This window comes from Mycobacterium sp. OAS707 (assembly GCF_014873705.1).
Taxonomy (GTDB): Bacteria; Actinomycetota; Actinomycetes; order Mycobacteriales; family Mycobacteriaceae; genus Mycobacterium.
The window spans coordinates 1,218,607-1,237,789 of record NZ_JADBDS010000002.1 but is presented as its reverse complement, the minus strand read 5'-3'; the positions used below and the strand labels follow the sequence as shown (position 1 = coordinate 1,237,789).

Sequence of the window (19,183 nt, the reverse complement as noted above, 5' to 3'; positions counted from 1 at the left end):
ATTTGATCGATCGATCAATACCTTACAGGTGTGGCGAGGTCTGTCAATCGAGGTCGAGTGAAGCGAGGAAGTCCTGGGTGCGCTGACGTGACTGTTTGCGCGTGCGTGCGTCGCCGCCGAGGGGAACGACACGCGCGGCGAGATCGGTGACGCCGGCGTCGCGATAGCGCTGCAGGCGGGCGAGCACTGCCGACTCGTCACCCGCTGCCATCGTGTCGCCGACGTCCGCGGCGTCGCCGTGTTCGAGCAACCGAACGTAGTTGGGCGAGAAGTCAGCGTGGCCGAGCACCTCGCTGGCGTACGCGCGGGCGTCGTCGATCTCATGTGGCGAACACAGGGCAACGGGAACGCCCGCGACGACGCGGATTCCGGACTTGCCAACCGCGGCGGCCGCCTCGGTGATGCGTGGCACCACATAGTCGCCGATCGCCCGTTCGTCGGCCATCCACAGAATGGTGCCGCCCGCGCGCTCACCCGCCATCCGCAGCATGGCCGGGCCGAGTGCGGCCAGAAGCACTGGCATTTCGCATGAATCGTCGACGTCGATAGGGCTGTGCACGTGGTAGTCGGCGTTGTCCACCTCGACCGTGCCGGGACCCGCGAACGCGGCGAGAAGCACGTCGAGGTAATCGCGGACCAGTCGCGCGGGCCGGTCATACGGCAAGCCCAGTTGGTCCGCGATGATCCAATGGTGCGACGGCCCGACGCCGAGGGCGAACCGGCCCGAGCAAGCGGTCTGTGTGGTCAACGCCTGCTGCGCCATGATCAGCGGGTGGCGGGTCTGAATGGGGACGACCGCCGTTCCGATCTCGATCCGTTCGGTGACCTGCCCGAGAAGCGCGACGGCCGTCATCGCGTCGAGATAGCCGGGCACCTGCGGAAACCAGAACGACGCGAAACCCTGGGCCTCGGCGGTCTTTCCGTCCTCGAGCAATCCGCTCAGCCGGTCCGCTCGTGCGCGCTCCTTGTCGGAGCCGACCATCAAGCCGATCCGCACGACGACCTCCTACGGCACATAGCGGTCCCATTCGTATGGCACCACGGCGTGGAAAGGAGCAACGAAGAGCGGTTCGATGTCGCCCTCACTCCACCGTTTCTCCAGTGCCGGGCGTAGCCGTTCCGCGGCGGAGACCGGATCGCAGTCGAGGAAGCAGTACGAAATGGTCTGGCCCGCAGGAGCACTCGCCAGTCGGGCGTCGACGGATTGCGACACCGCAGACCAGACACCGGCGACGCCGTCGATGTCGGTCAGATCCGTCGGCGCCGACGCGTTCGCTTCCAGCAGTAGGTAGACGCCGCGGATCGGCCACCACGGCAGCACGTCCGCGCCGACTTTGACCCGCGGCGCTGCCGCCTTGTGTTCAACTCGATAGATGCCCCGCTCAACCGGGGGCAGTAGCGGAAGTTTTCGGCCCGCCATGCTCAGCCCCTTGGCGAGTTCAAGAAAGCCCGTCATACCGCTGGGATCGGTGAAAAAGTACGTCATCACGTGGTCGATGTCGTCGTACGGCGCTCTGCTCGTCGCACGTGCTGACCGGCACGCCGGCGTCGAGACCAACCGCAGGGATGCTCGTACGGCTGAGAGCCGATGCTGTTCCGGGCGGTGATCCAGGGTGTGCCAGCGCAGGTATTCGGCGTCCGCACCATCGGGGTGGCGCCTCGCCATCGAGACGAACAAGGTCGTGACGTCGCCACGGCCCGTTGCGAGGACATCGGCGATTTCGTCCGACGGCGTGCCAGGGAGTTCCATGTCAATTACCCTCGTTCAGAGTGATTTCGGGGCGACGCGCTTCGATCATCCGCCGAAAGCCTTCGCGCCAATGCACTTTCGTACGGCCCAGCACTTCGTGCATGTAGGTAACGTCCGGCCATAGCGGCGTGTGCGCATCGCGGGTGTACTCGAAGATCGGCTCGACGCCAACGAGTTCGCCCATGTATGCGCAGTAGTCTTCGACGCTCACGGTCTCACTGCCCGCCCAATTCACCACAACCGGCGGCGTCGCGGCGACCTCCATCGCCTTGATGCCGAATTCGACGTAGTCGTCTTCGTAGATCGGGTTGTAGTTGTTGGGCTTGTCCGGGTAGAGCCGAATCGGCTTGTGGGCCAACATCATCTCGAGCCGGTCGGCTGGCGCGCCGCCCTCGGGGCCGTAGGTGGAGCAGATCCGGATGATCGTGAGCGGGATCCGATACCGCTTGGCAATCCACGTGCACACCGCCTCGGCGGCGATCTTGGAGAAGCTGTAGTTCGCGCGAAGCGGGACGCCTGGCGGATCGGACTCACGCAACGGTCGCTGCCCCTGGTATCCGTACACCGATCCCGTGGAGCAGAAGACGAAGCCCTTGGCGGCGCGGCAGTGGTAGAGCAAGTCGCCGGATTTCTGCGCGTTGGTGTCCACGCAGTCCGTCCACTCGCCGGCGCCGACGTCGACCGCGGCATGGAACACGTACGTGAAATCGTTGGGCAAAGCCGAGAAATCGCCGGTGCTCATGTCGAGTGCGACCGGCTTGATGCCGGCGGCCGCCAGCTTGTCCCGATCGCCAGGATTCCTCAGACGGGCAGCGCCCCAAACCTCATTGCGCTGCGCGAGCGCGCGGGCGATCGGGAACGCGATCTTTCCCGTCGCGCCGGTGATGAGGACCTTTTCCGATTCGAGCATCCAGTCAGTCATAGCGCACCGGCGCGCAAATGTTAAGTACTTGATATGTTGGCGGGGTGCAACTCACGTTCGACGCCGAGGTCGAGGAGTTTCGCGCCGAGTTCAGCAGGTTCCTCGACGACCACCTGCCGGACGAGGCCCGGACCGTCGAGCGGTCACGGTCGACCGCACATGTGCCGCAATGGGCGCGGGACTGGCAGCGACTGCAGTTCGACCACGGTTGGCTGCTGCCAGGCAACCCGCCTGAGTTCGGTGGCCGCAACGCCGGTGTGCTCCAGCAGTTCGTTCATCGCGAGGAACTGTCGCGGCGGCGCATCTACCACTGTTTCAACCCGCAGGGCGTTGGGATCATCGCGGCGTCGCTGCTGTCGTTCGGAACCGACGAGCAGAAACACACGTGGGCGGTTCCGATCCTGCGTGCGGAGATGACTGCGGCCCTCGGCATGAGCGAGCCTGGCGCCGGATCCGATTTGGCCGGGTTGGCCACCCGTGCGGTGCTCGACGGCGACCATTTCGTGGTCAACGGGCAGAAGGTGTGGACATCGGGCGCGCATGATGCCGATGTCCTGCTGACCTTCGTGCGCACCGACGCCGATGCGCCAAAGCACAAGGGCATCAGCGCGCTGCTGATCCCGACCGACACGCCCGGTGTCGAGCGTCGGCCGTTTGCGAGCGTGTTCGATCGCGACAGCATCGATTTCAACGAGGTGTTCTTCACCGACGTGCGCGTGCCGGCTCAGAACCTCGTCGGTCCGGCTGGCGACGGTTGGAAAGTCGCCAACGGATCGCTCGGCCATGAACGCACGATGATGTGGATGGCGTTCGCCAACAGGATGAAGCAGCTACTCGAGGACTACCGACCGCTCGGCGAACTCGACCGCGACCGCTTCGCGACGATCGCGATGGACTACCAAGCACTGCGGCTGTTGGGGTCGGTCGCGCTCGGGCAGGCGGCGCGCGGCGAGCGGGACATCCCTGGCGTTTCGGTGCTGAAGCTGCTCGGGTCTGAGGCGGAGCAGAACGCTTTCCGGCACGCATTGGACGCGGCGGGCGTCGAGGGCCTGCGCAGCCCCGCGCTGACCGCGCCCCACAACCCTTACAGCCCAGACCTTTTCACCGGCAGCTGGTTCACCCGTTACATCAGCACATATGCGGGCACCATCTCGGGCGGCACATCGGAGATACAGCGCAACATCATCGCGCAGCGCGTCTTGGGCCTACCGGCTCGCTGAGTTCGCGCAGCGAAGACAGAAACAACTCATCCATTCGCGGACTCAAGTCGGCCAGGGTCGGCGCGCTGGCGTAGCCGGCTGAGCCGAACGCCCGCTCGAGCTCACCGCGGCCCGACGCGGCGCCGACGGAAAGACAAAGGCACCCAACACCATCCGCGCGGAGCTCTTCGAGCGATTTGTTGACGTCGGCCTCCGCGTAACGGCCTTCATAACCGTCGTCGTAGGGGAATCCGTCAGACAGGACGACCAGTAACCGGTTCGGCGTGCCGGCATCGGTCTTGAGAATCTCACCTGCACCTCGAATCGCAGCGCCAAGGCGGGTGTAGCCGGATGGCTGGAGCTGGTTGAGCCGGGCTCGTCCGATGGCGCCGAACCGCTGCCCGAACGCTTTGATCGCCGGAAGCTGAACAGCGTGGCGGCCCTGCGACCGGAACGCATACACGGCGACGCGGTCGCCGAGTTCTTCGAGTGTGGCGGCCAGCGTGGCCGCAGCGCGACGTTGATGGTCGTGCACTGCGAGACCGTTGGGATCGGTGTCGTTGGCCGATCCGGAAGCGTCGAGCAGGATGAGGACGCCGAGGTCGCGGGAGAGTTTGCGACGTTCCAAGTAGACCCGTTCGGCTGCTGAGTGCCCCGCCCGCAGATCGACGGAAAGCTCGATGAGTGCCTCGATGTCGAGTTCATCCCCATCCGCTCGAGCACGTAACACCTTGAGGCCGAGGCCGATTCGGGACAGCCGTCGGCGAAGCACGTCGTCGTGGTGCACACCTGCGTCTGACACGTCGGCGGCGACCGTCAGTGGAAAGTCGATGACCCGGCACCACTGCGGCCGGTAGCGGTTGTTGTGAACATCCCACTCCGGGTAGAGCGCACCGCCGACGCCAACAGCGCCGCCCGGTTTCCCGTCGTCAGTGAAGTGGATCCGCGTCGGGAGCGGTCGCGCGACGAGTCCCGCATCGCGCGCCCGCCTCAACGAGCCGAGCCGCAACTCCGCGCCCGCGGCGCCGTTCCCATCCGCCGGCGAACTGCCGAACAGCTTGCGGAGAAACTCCGACAGCGCACGAGAAGCGGCCACGGGGCTCTCGAACAGCTTGAGGATCTTGCTCTCCTGCGATGGCGCCTCGTCATCATCCTCGTGCGCGCCGACGGGATCGAAGTGCAGGTGTAGGTCGCCGTGGGTGGCCCGGCTCCCAGGACCAGTGGCGAGCACCAACAGTCGACCGGGCTTGATGACGCCGAACCAATCCGGCGGTTCGTCGATTTTGGTTCGCCCCCAGGCTATTTCGAGCGATTCGTCGGGGCTTGTAGTGCTCGGTGCTGCGATGGCAAGCGCGGCGGCCAGTGGGAGCCGTTCGGCGAGTCGTCCAAGTGCGCGACGACCTTCGAGCGTCAGGTACCTGCGGGCGACGGATGGTCGCGCACGCAACGCCCTGACCAAGCGGTGGTCCAGACTGCCCGCGCCCAGCAGTGAACTCTGGACCATGACCTCGCGGCGTTGCTGCTCGGCGGAGGCGTCGGCCGTGACGTAGATGACCCTGCCGTTGGTGTATGCGCCGCCGCCATCCGACGTTTCGGCGATTTCGAGCGCCCTGTCTGCGATGAAAGACGCGAGAAAGCGAAAGCGGCAACGGGCGTCTGGACCGGACGCGGTCATGGCGCGGGCAGGACGGCGTCGACGAGTTCGCCGAGTGCACGCTCGACGTCCGCATCGTCGGAGAGCACCCGGACGATCGCCGACCGGACGGCACTGCGCAGGTTGAGCCCTTCGGCGACCAGGCCGCCCGCGAGGATCAACATCCGGGTCGAGGCGACTTCGCGCAGCGGCGAGCCATCCAGGCTTCGGATGGCGTTACCGACCGTGACCAGAGTCCGCGCGGTCTGAACATCGATTCCGGCTTCGTGGGCCACAATGTCCGTCTCGGTCTCGGCGGACGGGAAGTCGAGTTCGATCGCGATGAAACGCTGACGGGTTGACTCCTTGATGTTCTTCAAAACGCTTTGATAGCCAGGGTTGTAGGAGATCACCAGCTGGAAACCCGGTGTGGCGGGCAGTGTCGTGCCGAGCCGATCGATCGGTAACTCGCGGCGATGGTCGGCGAGCGGGTGAATCACCACGGGGGTGTCTTGACGCGCCTCGACGATTTCGTCCAGATAACAAATGGCGCCCTCGCGAACGGCCCGCGTCAAGGGACCGTCCACCCAGACCGTTTCCCCGCCTTTGAGCAGGAAGCGGCCGACCAGATCCGCCGACGTCATGTCCTCATGGCCCGCCACGGTGATCAGTTGGCGTCCCAGCTCGTGCGCCATCGCCTCCACGAAGCGGGTCTTCCCGCAACCCGTCGGACCCTTCAGCAACACCGGCAGACCGCGCCGAGCCGCGGCACGGAACACCTCTACCTCGTCGCTGATAGCTCGGTAAAACGGTGCCTGCGAAGGGGTTTGAATGATCGTCGGCCGACTGTTGGTCAACGACTCACTTCCCGCGGTCGAACGGTACGGTCCGCGGAAGCTCGGCCCCGTCGGGCAGGACGAGTTCGCCGTCGACATTGATGAAGCCCGACCGCTTCGTCGGCATTGGCAGCACGGGGTCGGGACAGGGTACGTCGGTCCCGTCGCCGCAGATGCCTCCGTTGAAATACGAGCGCTTCAGGTGGTCTGCTGGCCACGGGTCGGAGTGCATGGCGATCCATTGCGCGGGAACGTTGTAGAAAAAGAAGAAGCATCCGCTGATCGCTGCGAATATCGCCAGGAATCGGGTGAACTGCTGCCGTGCGAACCCGCCTCGCACGTTGTCCAGCCCGCGTTCGACGATCGTGCGGCCGCGGTCGTCGGTGAAATAGCGCAGGCAGCACATTGCGGCCTGGACGCCGCCCCACATCAATCCCTCGTAGATCGGCCACTGGTGATACGTGCCGGCGAACACGGACACCGAGCGAATCGCGCCGGGATAGGTGTAGAGCCCGAACGGCAGCATGAAGCCGGCTTCCATGACGAAGTCGAGCACGATCGTGAAGGCGTAGGTGGCCAGAATCAGCCGCAAGTTGGTGATATTGGGCCAGCGCGCCTTGATCTTTCGCATCACCCAGCAGCCGAAGATCGTGATGACCAGTACGCCGGCCGTGTACCCCGGAGCGTTGATCAACAGCGGCTCGGCGACCTGTCGGCCGGGTTGCTCGGGTGAGACCCATCCCGGAATGTCCGACGACCAGGAGCCGCGGTTCCACAGCCAGGTGTTGTAGGTGCACCAGGTGTTGAAGTAGTTGAGTAGCGGGTCCTGAAAGAACATCAGGCCCATTGACACCAGCAGCATGCCGTCGAGCGTGATTCTCCGCTCCCGGCGCCACGGCCTGATGATGAACCACCAGATGGCGACCGGCAGACCGACGCAGACGAGGATGCCGTTGAACGTGAGGAAGGCCCTCATGTAGAGCGGCGGGTCGGTGGGCCCGCCCGGCACCCGCTCGAAGTAGGGCCCCGTGATCCACCGAATCCACACGTACAGCTGGAGCACCAACAGTGCGCCACCGATGGCAGCCCAGATGGTGATCGGCCTGACCTTCGTTTGAACGTTGTCGACTAACGCCGCGTCCGGGACCGGCTCGACGACGGCCCGTGGCTTGTTTGACAGTTCGCTCATGACGCTTCAAGATACCACTCAGTATCTGAGCAACCTATAAGTTTCTGAGATCCTGTGTCACAATCGCACGCATGGTGGAGCAATGGACGCGCGAGCGACGCATCGAGCACACGCGTTCGCTTCTGCTCGACGCCGCAGAAGAGGTCTTCGCCGAAAAAGGTTTCGCGCCAGCGACTCTCGACGACATCGCGCATGCGGCCGGCTACACCAAGGGGGCCATCTACAAGCACTTCGCTACGAAAGAGGACCTGTTTCTGGCGGTGAGCGACAGGTACTGGCGTCGTTACTTTGACAACTTCGCCGAAGTGATGTCGTCCGCCAGGCAGATCGGGGCGCGCGAACTCGACGAGATTGCCAAGCGCTGGCGCCAGCTCAGCCGCGACCGGGGCGCCGAGCACGCCGCGCTGGGCCATGAATTCACCCTTTATCTGCTTCGCAACCCCGACGCCCGAGAACGCGTGGCAGCCAAGAGGTCTGAGGTTGTCGAGGCGCTGGCGAAGTTCATCGTGACCGGTATGGACCGCCTCGGTGGAGCGTTGCTGATTCCACCGGTGACGTTCGCGCAGTTACTCATCGCGACCAGCGACGCCATCGTGTTGAGTAGCGAACTCGACGATGTCGACCTCTACCGTCCGATCGTGGAGATGTACACCTCGGCAATCAAGCTCCCTTGACGCGAGAGCCGGTTCGGGCCGGGGAATAAATCCTGCCCGGCAGTCGTCACCGTGAGGCGTGACTATTCGACTTGGATTGCAGATCCCCAATTTCTCATACGGAACACCCGTCACAGAGCTGTTCCCCGCGGTGCGGGCTCAAGCCGCTGAGGCCGAAGCTGCCGGATTCGACACGGTTTTGGTGATGGATCACTTCTATCAGCTGCCGACGCTCGGGGAGCCCGACGAACCGATGCTGGAGGCCTACACGACGCTGGGCGCGCTGGCGAGCGCCACCGAGCGTGTGCAGCTGTCGACGCTGGTCACCGGAAACACCTATCGCAACCCGACCCTGTTGGCCAAGGAAATCACGACCCTGGACGTAATCAGCGGCGGGCGAGCGGTCTTGGGTATCGGCGCCGGGTGGTTTGAGCTCGAGCACAACCAGCTGGGTTTCGAATTCAGCACGTTCACAGAGCGTTTCGAGAAGCTGGAAGAGGCACTGCAGATCATCATTCCGATGACTCACGGTGAGCGGCCCAGCTTTTCGGGCAAGTGGTATCACACCGAAAGCGCCATCAACGAGCCGCGCTACCGTGACCACATTCCGGTGATGCTCGGCGGTAGCGGGGAGAAGAAGACGTTCCGGCTCGCCGCGCAGTACGCCGACCACCTCAACATCATCGCGCCCATGGACGACCTTGCCGGCAAGCTACGCGCGCTCGAACAACGGTGCGCGGAGGCCGATCGCGACCCGGCAACCCTGGAAACGAGCTGCCTGCTCACGGTGATCGTCGACGGATTCGAATCCCATGGTTCGATGGACGAGGCTCGCGGAGGGCGCGCTGTCTCCGGCACACCCGAGCAAGTGGCCGAGGAGATCAAGCGCCGCGTGCTCGACGTCGGCATCGATGGCGTCATCGTCAATCTGCCGACCCATCGCTATACGCCCGGCGTGATCACCGCGGTGGGCGAGGCGTTGAAGCCGCTGACCACACCATAGTCAGTGCCGTGCCACCGCAATGGATTTCGTGTCGGTGTAGCCGTCGATGCCCTCACGACCCAGCTCGCGTCCGTAACCGCTGGCCTTCACGCCGCCGAACGGAGCGAACGGATCCATGGTGTAGCCCTGGTTGACGCCGAAGGTGCCGGTGCGGATGCGTGCGGCGATCGCGAGGCCACGGTCGGTGTCGTCGGTCCACACCGATCCGGCCAGACCGTAGTCGGAGTCGTTGGCGATGGCGATCGCATCCTCCTCGTCGGCGTAGGGGATCACGGTCAGCACCGGGCCGAAGATCTCCTCGCGAGCGATTCGCATTGAGTTGTCGGCACCGTCGAACAGCGTCGGCTTGACATACCATCCGCGGTCAAGGCCGTCGGGCATCTCGGTCCCGCCGACGACGAGGCGGGCGCCCTGCTGTCGGCCGCTCTCGATGTAGCCGCGCACGCGCTGCTGCTGACGCTGCGCGACGAGCGGACCCACCTGCGTCGCGCTGTCCGCCGGGTCGCCGATAACCATCGACGTCATCTCGGCGGCCAGTGCATCGGTGAATTCGTCGGCCCTACCGGCCGGCACCAGAATGCGGGTCAGCGCATTGCAGATCTGGCCGCTGTTCGACAGGCTCGCCGACCGCACGCCGGTGGCGACGGCGCCCGGATCGGCGTCCGCGAGCACGATCGCAGCGGACTTGCCGCCGAGTTCCAGGCTGACGCGGCGCAGGTCGGTCGCGCATGCGGCTGCGACGGCCTTACCTGCGGCCGTCGAACCGGTGAACGAAACCTTGTCCACACCAGGGTGTTTCACCAGGTAATCGCCGACGGCGGCGTCACCTGGCAGCACACTGACGACGCCCTGCGGCAACCCGATCTCGGCGATCATCTCAGCCAGCAGCAGCGCGTTCAGCGGTGACTCCGGTGCGGGTTTTACAACGACGGTGCATCCGGCCAACAGCGCGGGAATCAGCTTGGTGGCGATCAGGAACTGCGGCATGTTCCACGGCACGATCGCGGCAACGACGCCCACCGGCTCGCGATGGATGTGGATGTCGGCGCCGTACCTTCCCGGCCGCGCCTCCCGCCACGGATAGGACTCGGCCACATCGCAGAACGCACTCATCATCATCGCGGGCAGTCCCACCTGGGCCCGCTGCGAGAAGCTGATCGGAGCACCCACCTCCGAGGTGATCACCCCGGCCATCTCGGACCCCCGTTCGCCGTACACCTTGGCAAGTCGGCGCACGGCGTCGACGCGCTCGGCGGGTGTCTGCCGAGGCCACGACCCCGTATCGAATGCGACCCGGGCGGCCTGCACCGCCGTGTCCACGTCATGGGGGCTAGCGGCCGCGACCTGTGCCACCGGTTCTTCGGAGTGCGGGGAGATCACCTCGATGCGGCGGTCGGTGCTCGGCTTTGCCCAATTTCCGCCGATGAACAGCTCGTCTTGGCGCACTCGACCGTCTCCTTCCGAACGACACGACGGCAATATCAACTACTTGTGATTGTTGTCTGGAGCATATACCGTCGGCCCTACCGAGTGGACCGCGTGGATCAGGAGAAGGCGATGGCTCGTTTCCCGAAACCGCCCGAGGGCAGCTGGACGGAGCACTACCCGCAGCTGGGGACGGGCCCAGTGTCCTATGAGGATTCCATCAGCCCTGAGTTCTACGAGGTGGAACGAAAGGCAGTGTTCAAGCGCGCCTGGCTCAATGTTGGTCGCGTTGAACAACTTCCGCGCAAGGGCAGTTACTTCACCAAGGAAATGAAGGTCGTCAATACGTCAATCATCTTGGTGCGCACCGGATCCGGTGAGATCAAGGCCTACCACAACATCTGCAGGCACCGCGGCAACAAGCTGGTGTGGAACGACATGCCCCTCGAGGAGACCAGCGGCGTGTGTCGCCAGTTCACCTGCAAGTACCACGCCTGGCGCTATGACTTGGATGGCAACCTCACGTTCGTACAGCAGGAGGGAGAGTTCTTCGACCTCGACAAGAGTCGGTACGGGTTGGTGCCGGTTCACTGCGACGTGTGGGAGGGCTTCATCTTCGTCAACTTCGCGCCGGAACCCGAACAGAGCTTGCGCGACTTCCTCGGACCGATGATCACTGGGCTAGAGGGTTATCCGTTCGACAAGATGACGTCGCGGTTCTATTACCGCTCCGAGGTGAAGGCGAACTGGAAGCTCTATATGGACGCGTTCCAGGAGTTCTATCACGCGCCGGTTCTGCATGCGAACCAGTCACCGACCGCCTACTCGAAGGCCGCCGCGGAAGCGGGTTTCGAGGCGCCGCACTACCGCCTCGACGGCCCGCACCGGTTGGTCAGCACCTCGGGTGTCCGGGCCTGGGAGATGGATCCCGACATGCGCAAGCCGATGGAGGACATCTGCCAGAGCGGGCTGTTCGGACCGTGGGACAAGCCCGATTTGGGTGAGATGCCTGCGGGTCTCAATCCGGCGAAATGTGATCCGTGGGGCCTTGACTCGTTCCAGCTGTTCCCTAATTTCACGATTTTGATATGGGGCCAAGGCTGGTACCTGACGTATCACTACTGGCCCACTTCGCACAACAGCCACATATTCGAGGGCACAGCGTATTTCCCGCAACCGCGCACGCCGAGGGAACGCATCGCTCAGGAATTGGCGGCGGTCTCGTTCAAGGAATACTCGCTGCAGGACGCGAATACTCTGGAGGCCACCCAGACGATGGTCGAGTCCCAAGTCATCGACGAGTTTCCATTGTGCGACCAGGAGATCCTCATTCGGCACCTGCACAAGGAGACCGCCGCCTGGGTGGACGACTATCAGCGCAAGACAGCGGGAGTGTGAACGCGATGACCGCACTGCTGCCCAGCGAATTCGCCGATCTGGAGCGCTTTTCCGATTGGTGTCTTGATTCCGAGCCCAAGCGTTTTGCGAAGCGGATGGCCAGTTCGATGGCCGAGATGCAGGCCTTCTACGACGCGATCACCCCCCGAGCAGAGGAGGCGATCTCGTACTGCGACAAGTTCCCGCTCGACGACATGCCCGACGACGTCCTCAACCTGATGCATCTGCTGTACTCGATGATCATGGTGTCGTTCCCGGTCGAGTGCTGGAAGCAGCCTCGCGTGCCCGACTCCGGCGCCACCGCGATGGAGTGCGTGTCAGAACCGGTCCCGTGACGACTGTTCTGCACGCCGCCCGGTGGGCCGACGTCGACGCGGGCGAAGTGCTTTCACCCGCTGCGGTGGTGGTCGACGGCGATCGGATCCAGGCGATCAATCCCGCTGAGCTGCCAGCTGATTCGACGGATGTCGATCTTGGCGACGTGACGCTGCTGCCGGGGCTGATGGACATGGAACTCAACCTGCTCATCGGCGGCCCCGGCGGACCGGAGGGGCTACCGAGTCCCATGCACGGAGTCCAGGACGACCCCGCATATCGAACGTTGCGCGGCGCGGTGAACGCGCGGACCACCCTCGAAGCCGGCTTCACGACTGTGCGCAATCTCGGGCTGATGGTGAAGACCGGTGGCTATCTGCTCGACGTTGCACTGCAGCGCGCGATCGACCAGGGCTGGCACATCGGGCCCCGCATCTATCCAGCGGGCCATGCCGTCACACCGTACGGCGGGCACCTCGACCCGACGGTGTTCCAGCGACTTGCGCCGGGGATCATGCCGTTGTCCGTCGCCGAGGGCATCGCCAACGGTGTCGACGACGTCCGGGCGTGTGTGCGCTATCAGGTTCGGCACGGCGCCAAGCTGATCAAAGTGTCCGCATCGGGCGGCGTGATGTCGCACAGCACCGCTCCAGGCGCCCAGCAGTATTCGGACGAGGAATTCGCGGCGATCGCGGACGAGGCGCACCGGGCAGGCGTGCGGGTGGCCGCACATGCGGTGGGGGACAGCTCCATTCGTGCGTGTATTCGGGCTGGAATCGACTGCATCGAGCACGGTTTCCTCGCCAGCGACGAGACGATTCAGATGATGGCGGACACCGGCACGTTCCTGGTTTCGACCACGTACCTCACCGAAGCGATGGCCGTCGACCGCATCGCGCCAGAGCTGCGCAAGAAGGCCGAAGAAGTCTTCCCGCGGGCACAGGCCATGCTGCCCAAGGCGATTGCTGCAGGCGTGCGAATCGCCTGCGGCACCGATGCGCCCGCGATTCCGCACGGACAGAACGCCAGAGAATTGTGCGCCCTGGTGGACCGGGGGATGACCCCGATGGAGGCGATCCGGTCCGCGACGGTGACCAGCGCCGAGCTGGTCGAAGCGGACGACGAATTGGGCCGTCTCGCACCGGGATATCTGGCCGACATCATCGCGGTGCCTGGCGATCCGTCGCGCGACATCGCGACCACACTCGACGTGCGGTTCGTGATGAAGAACGGCCAGATCTACAAACGCTGACCCGAGGAGGCGAGCGTGGAACAACGGGACAACATTCTCTGGTTGCTCAAGCAGGCGTGGTATTTCTCGCTGACAACGGTGAACGATTCGGTCAGTGACCACGGCGTCAGCACCGCGCAGATCGGCATGCTGCGCCAACTGGCCACCGAGCCCGGCCTGTCGGGAGCCGAGCTCGCGCGTCGTCTGCTCATCAGTCCGCAGGGGGTGCAACTGGCACTCAAGGAGCTGGAGCGCCGCGGGCTGGTCGAGCGCAAACAGGATCCGCAGCACGGCCGGATATTGCAGGCATTTCTCACGGATCAGGGACGCAAGGTGGCCGAGGCCGTGGTCAGCGATGCGATCGCCGCCAACGACAGGGTCTTCGGTGTCCTCAGTAACGAGGAGCAGGAAAAGCTCAAAGAGCTGCTGGGCCGGGTGATCGAACAGGGCACCGGGCACAAATTGCACACCGACCACATCGGTCCGGATGTAGCAAGTAGTTGATATTAATGACAAGTACTTGATAATGTTGTGGTCGATGAGCGAGGACACCGCGGTGCGCACCGAAGAGGTGGTCATCGAACTCGAGCGCCGCAAGACGGCCGCGGCTTACCGCGCCGGTGACACGCTGTTGCAAACCGCGCGGTCCGCGGGGCTGCAGGCGCCGTATTCCTGCGAAACCGGCTCCTGCGGCACGTGCATGGCCCGCATCACCGAGGGCAGCGCCCGAATGGTCAACAACGACGCACTCGAAGACGACGAGGTCGCCGACGGATACGTGCTCACCTGTCAGGCCCTACCGACCAGCCCTACGGTGCGGCTGACCTACGACTACTAGAAAGCGGAATATGAGAGTCGCGGTGGTGACCGGAGGCGCTTCCGGCATGGGGGAAGCGACCTGCCATGAGCTCGGAAGGCGCGGGCACAAGGTCGCGGTGATGGACATCGACGGCCAAGGGGCGCAACGTGTTTCCGAAGAGTTGCGAGCCGACGGCGTGACCGCATTGGCCGTGACCGCCGACGTCAGTGACCGCGCCGCGGTCGAAGAGGCGTTCGCCAAGGTGCGGACGGAGCTCGGTCCTGTTCACATCCTCGTGACCAGTGCCGGCCTGTTTGATTTCGCTCCTTTCACCGAGATCACCCCCGAGTCGTGGAACCGCCTGATCGCGGTGAACCTGACCGGCACTTTCCACTGTTGTCAGGTCGCGGTGCCGGACATGGTCGAGGCGGGCTGGGGTCGCATCGTGATGATCTCGTCGTCGAGCGCCCAGCGCGGGTCCCCGAAGATGGCGCACTACGCCGCCTCCAAGGGGGCGCTGTTGTCCCTGACCAAATCGCTTGCCCGCGAATACGGTCCACTGGGCATCACGGTCAACAACATTCCGCCGTCGGCGATCGAGACGCCGATGCAGCACCGAGGGCAGGCCGACGGCCACCTCCCTTCCAACGAACAGATGGCGGCCAGCGTCCCGCTCGGTCACCTCGGTACCGGCGACGACATCGCCGCTGCGGTCGGATTTCTGTGTTCAGACGAAGCGGGCTTCATCACCGGGCAGGTCCTGGGGGTCAACGGCGGAGCGGTGTTGTGAGAGGAGGACGCGATGGGGCGCTGGCCTAAACCGGCCGAGGGCAGCTGGACGCAACACTACCCCGAGCTCGGAACCGGTCCGATCTCGTTTCGAGACTCGACGTCGCCGGAATTCTATGAACTGGAACGGGAAGCCATCTTCAAACGCGCCTGGTTGAATGTCGCTCGGGTGGAGGAGCTTCCGCGCGTGGGCAGCTATCTCACCAAGCAGATCGACGCGGCCAAGACATCAGTCATCGTCGTCAGGGCGCGTAAAAAGGGTGGAGACCAGACGATTCGTGCGTTCTATAACGTCTGCCGTCATCGCGGAAACAAGTTGGTGTGGAATGACTTTCCGAATGAGGAGGTCAAGGGCTCCTGCCGTCAGTTCACCTGCAAGTACCACGGTTGGCGCTATGACCTCGAAGGCGCGTTGACGTTCGTCCAGCAGCCCGGCGAGTTCTTCGACCTCGACACCGAGCAGTACGGACTGCGGCCGATCAACTGCGATATCTGGAATGGCTTCATCTTCATCAACTTCGACCCTGAACCGCGATGGAGTCTTCGCGAGTTTCTCGGCCCGATGATCACCGCGCTCGACGACTATCCATTCGAAATGATGACCGAGCGTTACGATTTCGTCGCCCACAACAACAGCAACTGGAAGATCTTCGCCGACGCGTTCCAGGAGTACTACCACGTGCCGTCCCTGCACTCGCAGCAAGTGCCCACAGCGGTGCGGCAGCCCAACGCGACGTTCGAGTGTGGACACTTTCAGATCGACGGTCCGCACCGGTTGGTGTCGACGGCAGGCACCCGCAGGTGGCTGCTGGATCCGGAGTACATGTACCCGGTCGAGCGGGTGACGCGTAGCGGGCTGGTTGGGCCGTGGCGGACGCCGGAGACGCACCAGTCCGCCGGCCTGAATCCGGGTGGGATCGAGCCGTGGGGCATTACCAATTTCCAGATTTTCCCGAACCTCGAGATCCTGATTTACCACGGTTGGTATCTGCTGTACCGGTATTGGCCGACGTCGCACAACACCCATAAATTCGAGGCGTACAACGCTTTTCATCCGGCCCGTACGGTCCGCGAACGGGTCGAACACGAGGTCGCATCGGTGGTGCTCAAGGAGTTCGCATTACAGGACGCCGGCATGTTGGGCGGCACGCAGGCGGCGCTGGAGTACGACGTCATCAATGACTTCCCGCTCAGTGACCAGGAGATCCTGGTGCGCCACTTGCACAAGGTGGCCGTGGACTGGGTCGAGCAATATCAGCGCGAGCGCAGCCCGGTGGAGGTGTGAGCGTGTCCGACAAGCGACTTCCCAGTGCCTTCGCGGAGTTCGAACGGTTTGCTGACAAGTGGTGTCTGCCAACCGAACCCGAGCGGTGGGCGGCCCGGCTCTCCACGCCGATGCCCGAGATTCGCGAGTTCTACGACGCCTTCACTCCTCGATTTGAAGAGGCGATCGACTACTGCGACAAGTTCCCGCTCGACGATGTGCCCGACGATGCGCTGAACCTGCTGCACCTGGTCTACTCGATGATCATGGTGTCGATGGCCGTCGAGGTGTTCGGCCAACAGAAACCGACCGACTCCGCCGATGCGGTCATCGATCGGATTGGGGAGCCGGTGCCATGAGCCTGCTGACCATCAACAAGCTGACCGAGTCGGTCGGCGCCGAGGTGCTGGGTGTCGACTCCGACCGGTTGGCAGACGATGAGCTGCTCGGGGCCGCTGTGCTCGATGCGCTGGAAGAAAACGGCGTGCTGGTCTTCCCTCGGCTGGGGCTGAATCCGGAAGCGCAGGTGGCGTTTTGCCGTCGGCTCGGCGAGATCGACCACTCCTCGGATGGACACCACCCCGTCGCTGGCATCTATCCGATCACCCTGGACAAGTCGAAGAACGCGTCGGCGTCCTACCTACGTGCGACGTTCGATTGGCACATCGACGGCTGTACTCCGATGAAAGACGAGTTCCCGCAGAAGGCGACGGTGTTGTCCGCGGTCCAGGTCGCCGAACGCGGTGGCGAGACCGAGTTCGCCAGTACATATGTCGCGTACGACGAGTTGAGCGCTGACGACAGGCAACGGGTCGCATCGCTTCGCGTCGTGCATTCACTCGAAGCCTCGCAGCGGCGGGTCAATCCCGATCCCAGTCCGCAGGAGTTGGCGCGGTGGCGGGCCCGTCCGACGCATGAGCACCCGCTGGTGTGGACGCATCGCAGCGGTCGCAAGTCGCTGGTGCTGGGGGCGTCGGCCGACCACGTCGTCGGCATGGAGCCCGATGAAAGCGCGGCGCTGCTCGCGGACCTATTGGATCGCGCCTGCAGTGCGGAGAAGGTCTACAGCCACACCTGGTCCGTCGGCGACACCGTCATCTGGGACAACCGCGGCGTCCTGCACCGGGCTGCGCCCTACGCGCCGGATTCGCAGCGCGAGATGCTGCGCACCACCGTTCTCGGGGACGAGCCGATTCAGTAAGGCCTGGTAGGACCCCGTCGTTGACGACGACGAGCCACTATGGAAATCTAATACCCGCAGATGAGAATCACGTTCTCGCCTGATGAGATCGTTGAAACGGAGCAAGCATGGCGGAAGACCTGACCTCGGTCGACTTCTTCCGGGACAGCCGTCTGACGGATGACCCGTACCCGTTCTACGAGGCGCTTCGCAACAAGTGCCCGGTCAGCCGTGAAGACCATTACGGCGTGACGATGGTGACGGGCTGGCAGGAAGCCGTCGACGTGTACAACGATGAACAGACGTTCTCGTCCTGTGTCTCGGTGACCGGGCCGTTCCCCGGCTTCCCCGTGCCGCTCGAAGGTGACGACGTCACCGAGTTGATCAAGCAGCATCGCGACGAGATTCCGTTCAGCGACCAGCTGCCGACACTCGATCCGCCGACACACACCAACCACCGCGCACTGCTGATGCGGCTGATCACCCCGAAGCGCCTCAAGGAGAACGAGGACGCGATGTGGCAGATCGCCGATGACATGCTCGACTCCTTTCTGGCGCCCGGTGAAGGCGAATTCATCAATGGCTTCGCGGGCCCGTTCACGTTGCGCGTCATCGCCGACTTGCTCGGGGTGCCCGACGAGGACCGCGGCGAGCTGATCGAGCGCCTCGCGCGCGGCACCCATGGCGGTGGGCTCGGCAACGCCGAGAAGTCGCTGAACAAGACGCCGCTGGAGTACCTGTACGACATCTTTGCGACCTACGTCGAAGACCGTCGCGCAGAGCCTCGCGACGATGTGCTGACGGGGTTGGCGACCGCGAACTTCCCCGACGGATCGGTGCCAGAAGTCGGGGACGTCGTGCGCGTCGCGACCAACGTTTTCTCCGCAGGGCAGGAGACGACCGTGCGATTGCTCGGCACGGCGTTGAAGGTGATCGGCGATCGGCCCGATATTCAGCGCAAGCTGCGCGAGGATCGCAGTCTGCTGCCGAACTTCATCGAAGAGTGCCTGCGTATCGAGAGCCCGGTGAAGGGCGACTTCCGATTGTCGCGTGTCCCAACAACAGTCGGCGATCAGGCCCTCGCTGCGGGGTGCACGGTGATGGTGATCAACGGGGCGGCCAACCGGGACCCGCGTCGCTTCGAGGATCCCGACAGCTTCGATGCCGAACGTAAGAACGCGCGTCAGCATCTGGCGTTCGGGCGCGGCATTCACAGCTGCCCCGGTGCCCCGCTGGCGCGCGCGGAAACCCGGGTCGGGCTGGAGCGACTGCTGGACCGCACCAGCGATATTCGGATCAGCGAGGCCCATCACGGTCCGGCCTCCGACCGCCGCTACCAATACATTCCGACGTACATACTGCGTGGACTGACTGAGTTGCATTTGGAGTTTGATCTCGCATGAAAGTAAAGGTCGACGAGGATCGCTGCCGCGGCCACGGCATGTGCCTGACGCTGTGCCCGGATGTGTTCCAGATGACCGACGACGGATATGCCGTCGCCGACCCGTCCGAAGTGCCCGCCGGCCTCGAGGGTGCGGCGCAGGAGGCCATCGTGAACTGTCCAGAGCAAGCCATCAGCGAAATCAACGGTTAGCCA

The 19,183-nt window shown here is 64.1% G+C and carries 20 protein-coding genes and 1 pseudogene; 14 read left to right on the top strand and 7 right to left on the bottom strand.

What is annotated here, in order from left to right:
- Positions 1-43 precede the first annotated feature (43 nt).
- From GGC64_RS16795 to GGC64_RS16785, 3 genes are read right to left on the bottom strand one after another with little or no spacing between them, the layout of a single operon-like run.
- The gene (locus GGC64_RS16795; RefSeq protein WP_192723608.1) at positions 44-997 is read right to left on the bottom strand and encodes an LLM class F420-dependent oxidoreductase; all 954 of its coding nucleotides are present in this window, start codon (positions 995-997) and stop codon (positions 44-46) included.
- Positions 998-1,006: 9 nt separating this feature from the next.
- On the bottom strand, positions 1,007-1,750 hold the full coding sequence (locus GGC64_RS16790; RefSeq protein WP_192723607.1) for a hypothetical protein: 744 nt from the start codon (positions 1,748-1,750) through the stop codon (positions 1,007-1,009).
- A gap of 1 nt (position 1,751) precedes the next feature.
- A complete protein-coding gene (locus GGC64_RS16785) occupies positions 1,752-2,672 on the bottom strand; it encodes an NAD(P)-dependent oxidoreductase (RefSeq protein ID WP_192723606.1) in 921 nt (306 codons plus the stop codon).
- Between the two features lie 44 nt (positions 2,673-2,716).
- Here GGC64_RS16785 and GGC64_RS16780 point away from each other — a divergent pair, with 44 nt between their 5' ends.
- Entirely contained in the window at positions 2,717-3,892 is a 1,176-nt protein-coding gene (locus GGC64_RS16780) for an acyl-CoA dehydrogenase family protein (RefSeq protein WP_192723605.1), read from the top strand.
- Here GGC64_RS16780 and GGC64_RS16775 read toward each other — a convergent pair.
- The 3 genes from GGC64_RS16775 to GGC64_RS16765 are packed head-to-tail and all read right to left on the bottom strand — an operon-like array spanning position 3,855 to position 7,529.
- Entirely contained in the window at positions 3,855-5,546 is a 1,692-nt protein-coding gene (locus tag GGC64_RS16775; protein ID WP_192723604.1) for a nitric oxide reductase activation protein NorD, read from the bottom strand. The two genes, GGC64_RS16780 and GGC64_RS16775, sit on opposite strands and share 38 nt — an antisense overlap.
- Positions 5,543-6,361 (bottom strand): CbbQ/NirQ/NorQ/GpvN family protein, encoded by an 819-nt coding sequence (locus GGC64_RS16770; RefSeq protein ID WP_225951763.1) that lies wholly within the window; start codon positions 6,359-6,361, stop codon positions 5,543-5,545. The genes GGC64_RS16775 and GGC64_RS16770 overlap by 4 nt, the downstream gene beginning before the upstream one ends.
- 4 nt (positions 6,362-6,365) lie before the next feature.
- Positions 6,366-7,529, bottom strand: a complete 1,164-nt coding sequence (locus tag GGC64_RS16765; RefSeq protein WP_192723602.1) for a spirocyclase AveC family protein — start codon at positions 7,527-7,529, stop codon at positions 6,366-6,368.
- Between the two features lie 71 nt (positions 7,530-7,600).
- Here GGC64_RS16765 and GGC64_RS16760 point away from each other — a divergent pair, with 71 nt between their 5' ends.
- Both GGC64_RS16760 and GGC64_RS16755 read left to right on the top strand, forming a co-directional pair.
- Positions 7,601-8,203, top strand: a complete 603-nt coding sequence (locus tag GGC64_RS16760) for a TetR/AcrR family transcriptional regulator (RefSeq protein ID WP_192723601.1) — start codon at positions 7,601-7,603, stop codon at positions 8,201-8,203.
- A gap of 58 nt (positions 8,204-8,261) precedes the next feature.
- Positions 8,262-9,185, top strand: a complete 924-nt coding sequence (locus GGC64_RS16755) for an LLM class F420-dependent oxidoreductase (RefSeq protein ID WP_192723600.1) — start codon at positions 8,262-8,264, stop codon at positions 9,183-9,185.
- Here the strand turns inward: GGC64_RS16755 and GGC64_RS16750 are convergent, their stop codons facing one another.
- Entirely contained in the window at positions 9,186-10,631 is a 1,446-nt protein-coding gene (locus GGC64_RS16750) for an aldehyde dehydrogenase (protein ID WP_192723599.1), read from the bottom strand.
- 111 nt (positions 10,632-10,742) lie between these two features.
- On the opposite strand from GGC64_RS16750, the gene GGC64_RS16745 reads away from it, so the two are divergent.
- The 11 genes and pseudogenes from GGC64_RS16745 (at position 10,743) to GGC64_RS16695 (ending at position 19,180) form a co-directional block, all read left to right on the top strand.
- Positions 10,743-12,008 (top strand): aromatic ring-hydroxylating dioxygenase subunit alpha, encoded by a 1,266-nt coding sequence (locus GGC64_RS16745; RefSeq protein ID WP_192723598.1) that lies wholly within the window; start codon positions 10,743-10,745, stop codon positions 12,006-12,008.
- A 5-nt stretch (positions 12,009-12,013) separates the two neighbouring features.
- Positions 12,014-12,343 (top strand): hypothetical protein, encoded by a 330-nt coding sequence (locus GGC64_RS16740; protein WP_225951762.1) that lies wholly within the window; start codon positions 12,014-12,016, stop codon positions 12,341-12,343.
- On the top strand, positions 12,340-13,575 hold the full coding sequence (locus tag GGC64_RS16735) for an amidohydrolase family protein (RefSeq protein ID WP_192723596.1): 1,236 nt from the start codon (positions 12,340-12,342) through the stop codon (positions 13,573-13,575). The genes GGC64_RS16740 and GGC64_RS16735 overlap by 4 nt, the downstream gene beginning before the upstream one ends.
- A gap of 15 nt (positions 13,576-13,590) precedes the next feature.
- A complete protein-coding gene (locus GGC64_RS16730; RefSeq protein WP_192723595.1) occupies positions 13,591-14,058 on the top strand; it encodes a MarR family transcriptional regulator in 468 nt (155 codons plus the stop codon).
- 49 nt (positions 14,059-14,107) lie between these two features.
- Positions 14,108-14,392 (top strand): annotated as a pseudogene (locus GGC64_RS16725) (2Fe-2S iron-sulfur cluster-binding protein); the annotation flags it as partial.
- Between the two features lie 10 nt (positions 14,393-14,402).
- A complete protein-coding gene (locus GGC64_RS16720; RefSeq protein ID WP_192723593.1) occupies positions 14,403-15,143 on the top strand; it encodes an SDR family NAD(P)-dependent oxidoreductase in 741 nt (246 codons plus the stop codon).
- A gap of 12 nt (positions 15,144-15,155) precedes the next feature.
- Complete coding sequence (locus GGC64_RS16715; protein WP_192723592.1) at positions 15,156-16,427, top strand: aromatic ring-hydroxylating dioxygenase subunit alpha; 1,272 nt, start codon at positions 15,156-15,158, stop codon at positions 16,425-16,427.
- A gap of 2 nt (positions 16,428-16,429) precedes the next feature.
- Positions 16,430-16,765: a hypothetical protein gene (locus GGC64_RS16710; RefSeq protein WP_192723591.1), complete on the top strand. Its 336-nt coding sequence runs from the start codon at positions 16,430-16,432 to the stop codon at positions 16,763-16,765.
- Entirely contained in the window at positions 16,762-17,607 is an 846-nt protein-coding gene (locus tag GGC64_RS16705; protein ID WP_192723590.1) for a TauD/TfdA family dioxygenase, read from the top strand. Before GGC64_RS16710 ends, GGC64_RS16705 begins: the two co-directional genes overlap by 4 nt.
- Positions 17,608-17,714: 107 nt before the next feature.
- Positions 17,715-18,989 carry a cytochrome P450 gene (locus GGC64_RS16700; protein WP_192723589.1) on the top strand — a complete coding sequence of 425 codons (1,275 nt, stop codon included), beginning with the start codon at positions 17,715-17,717 and terminating at the stop codon, positions 18,987-18,989.
- Positions 18,986-19,180: a ferredoxin gene (locus GGC64_RS16695; protein ID WP_192723588.1), complete on the top strand. Its 195-nt coding sequence runs from the start codon at positions 18,986-18,988 to the stop codon at positions 19,178-19,180. Before GGC64_RS16700 ends, GGC64_RS16695 begins: the two co-directional genes overlap by 4 nt.
- Positions 19,181-19,183 lie beyond the last annotated feature (3 nt).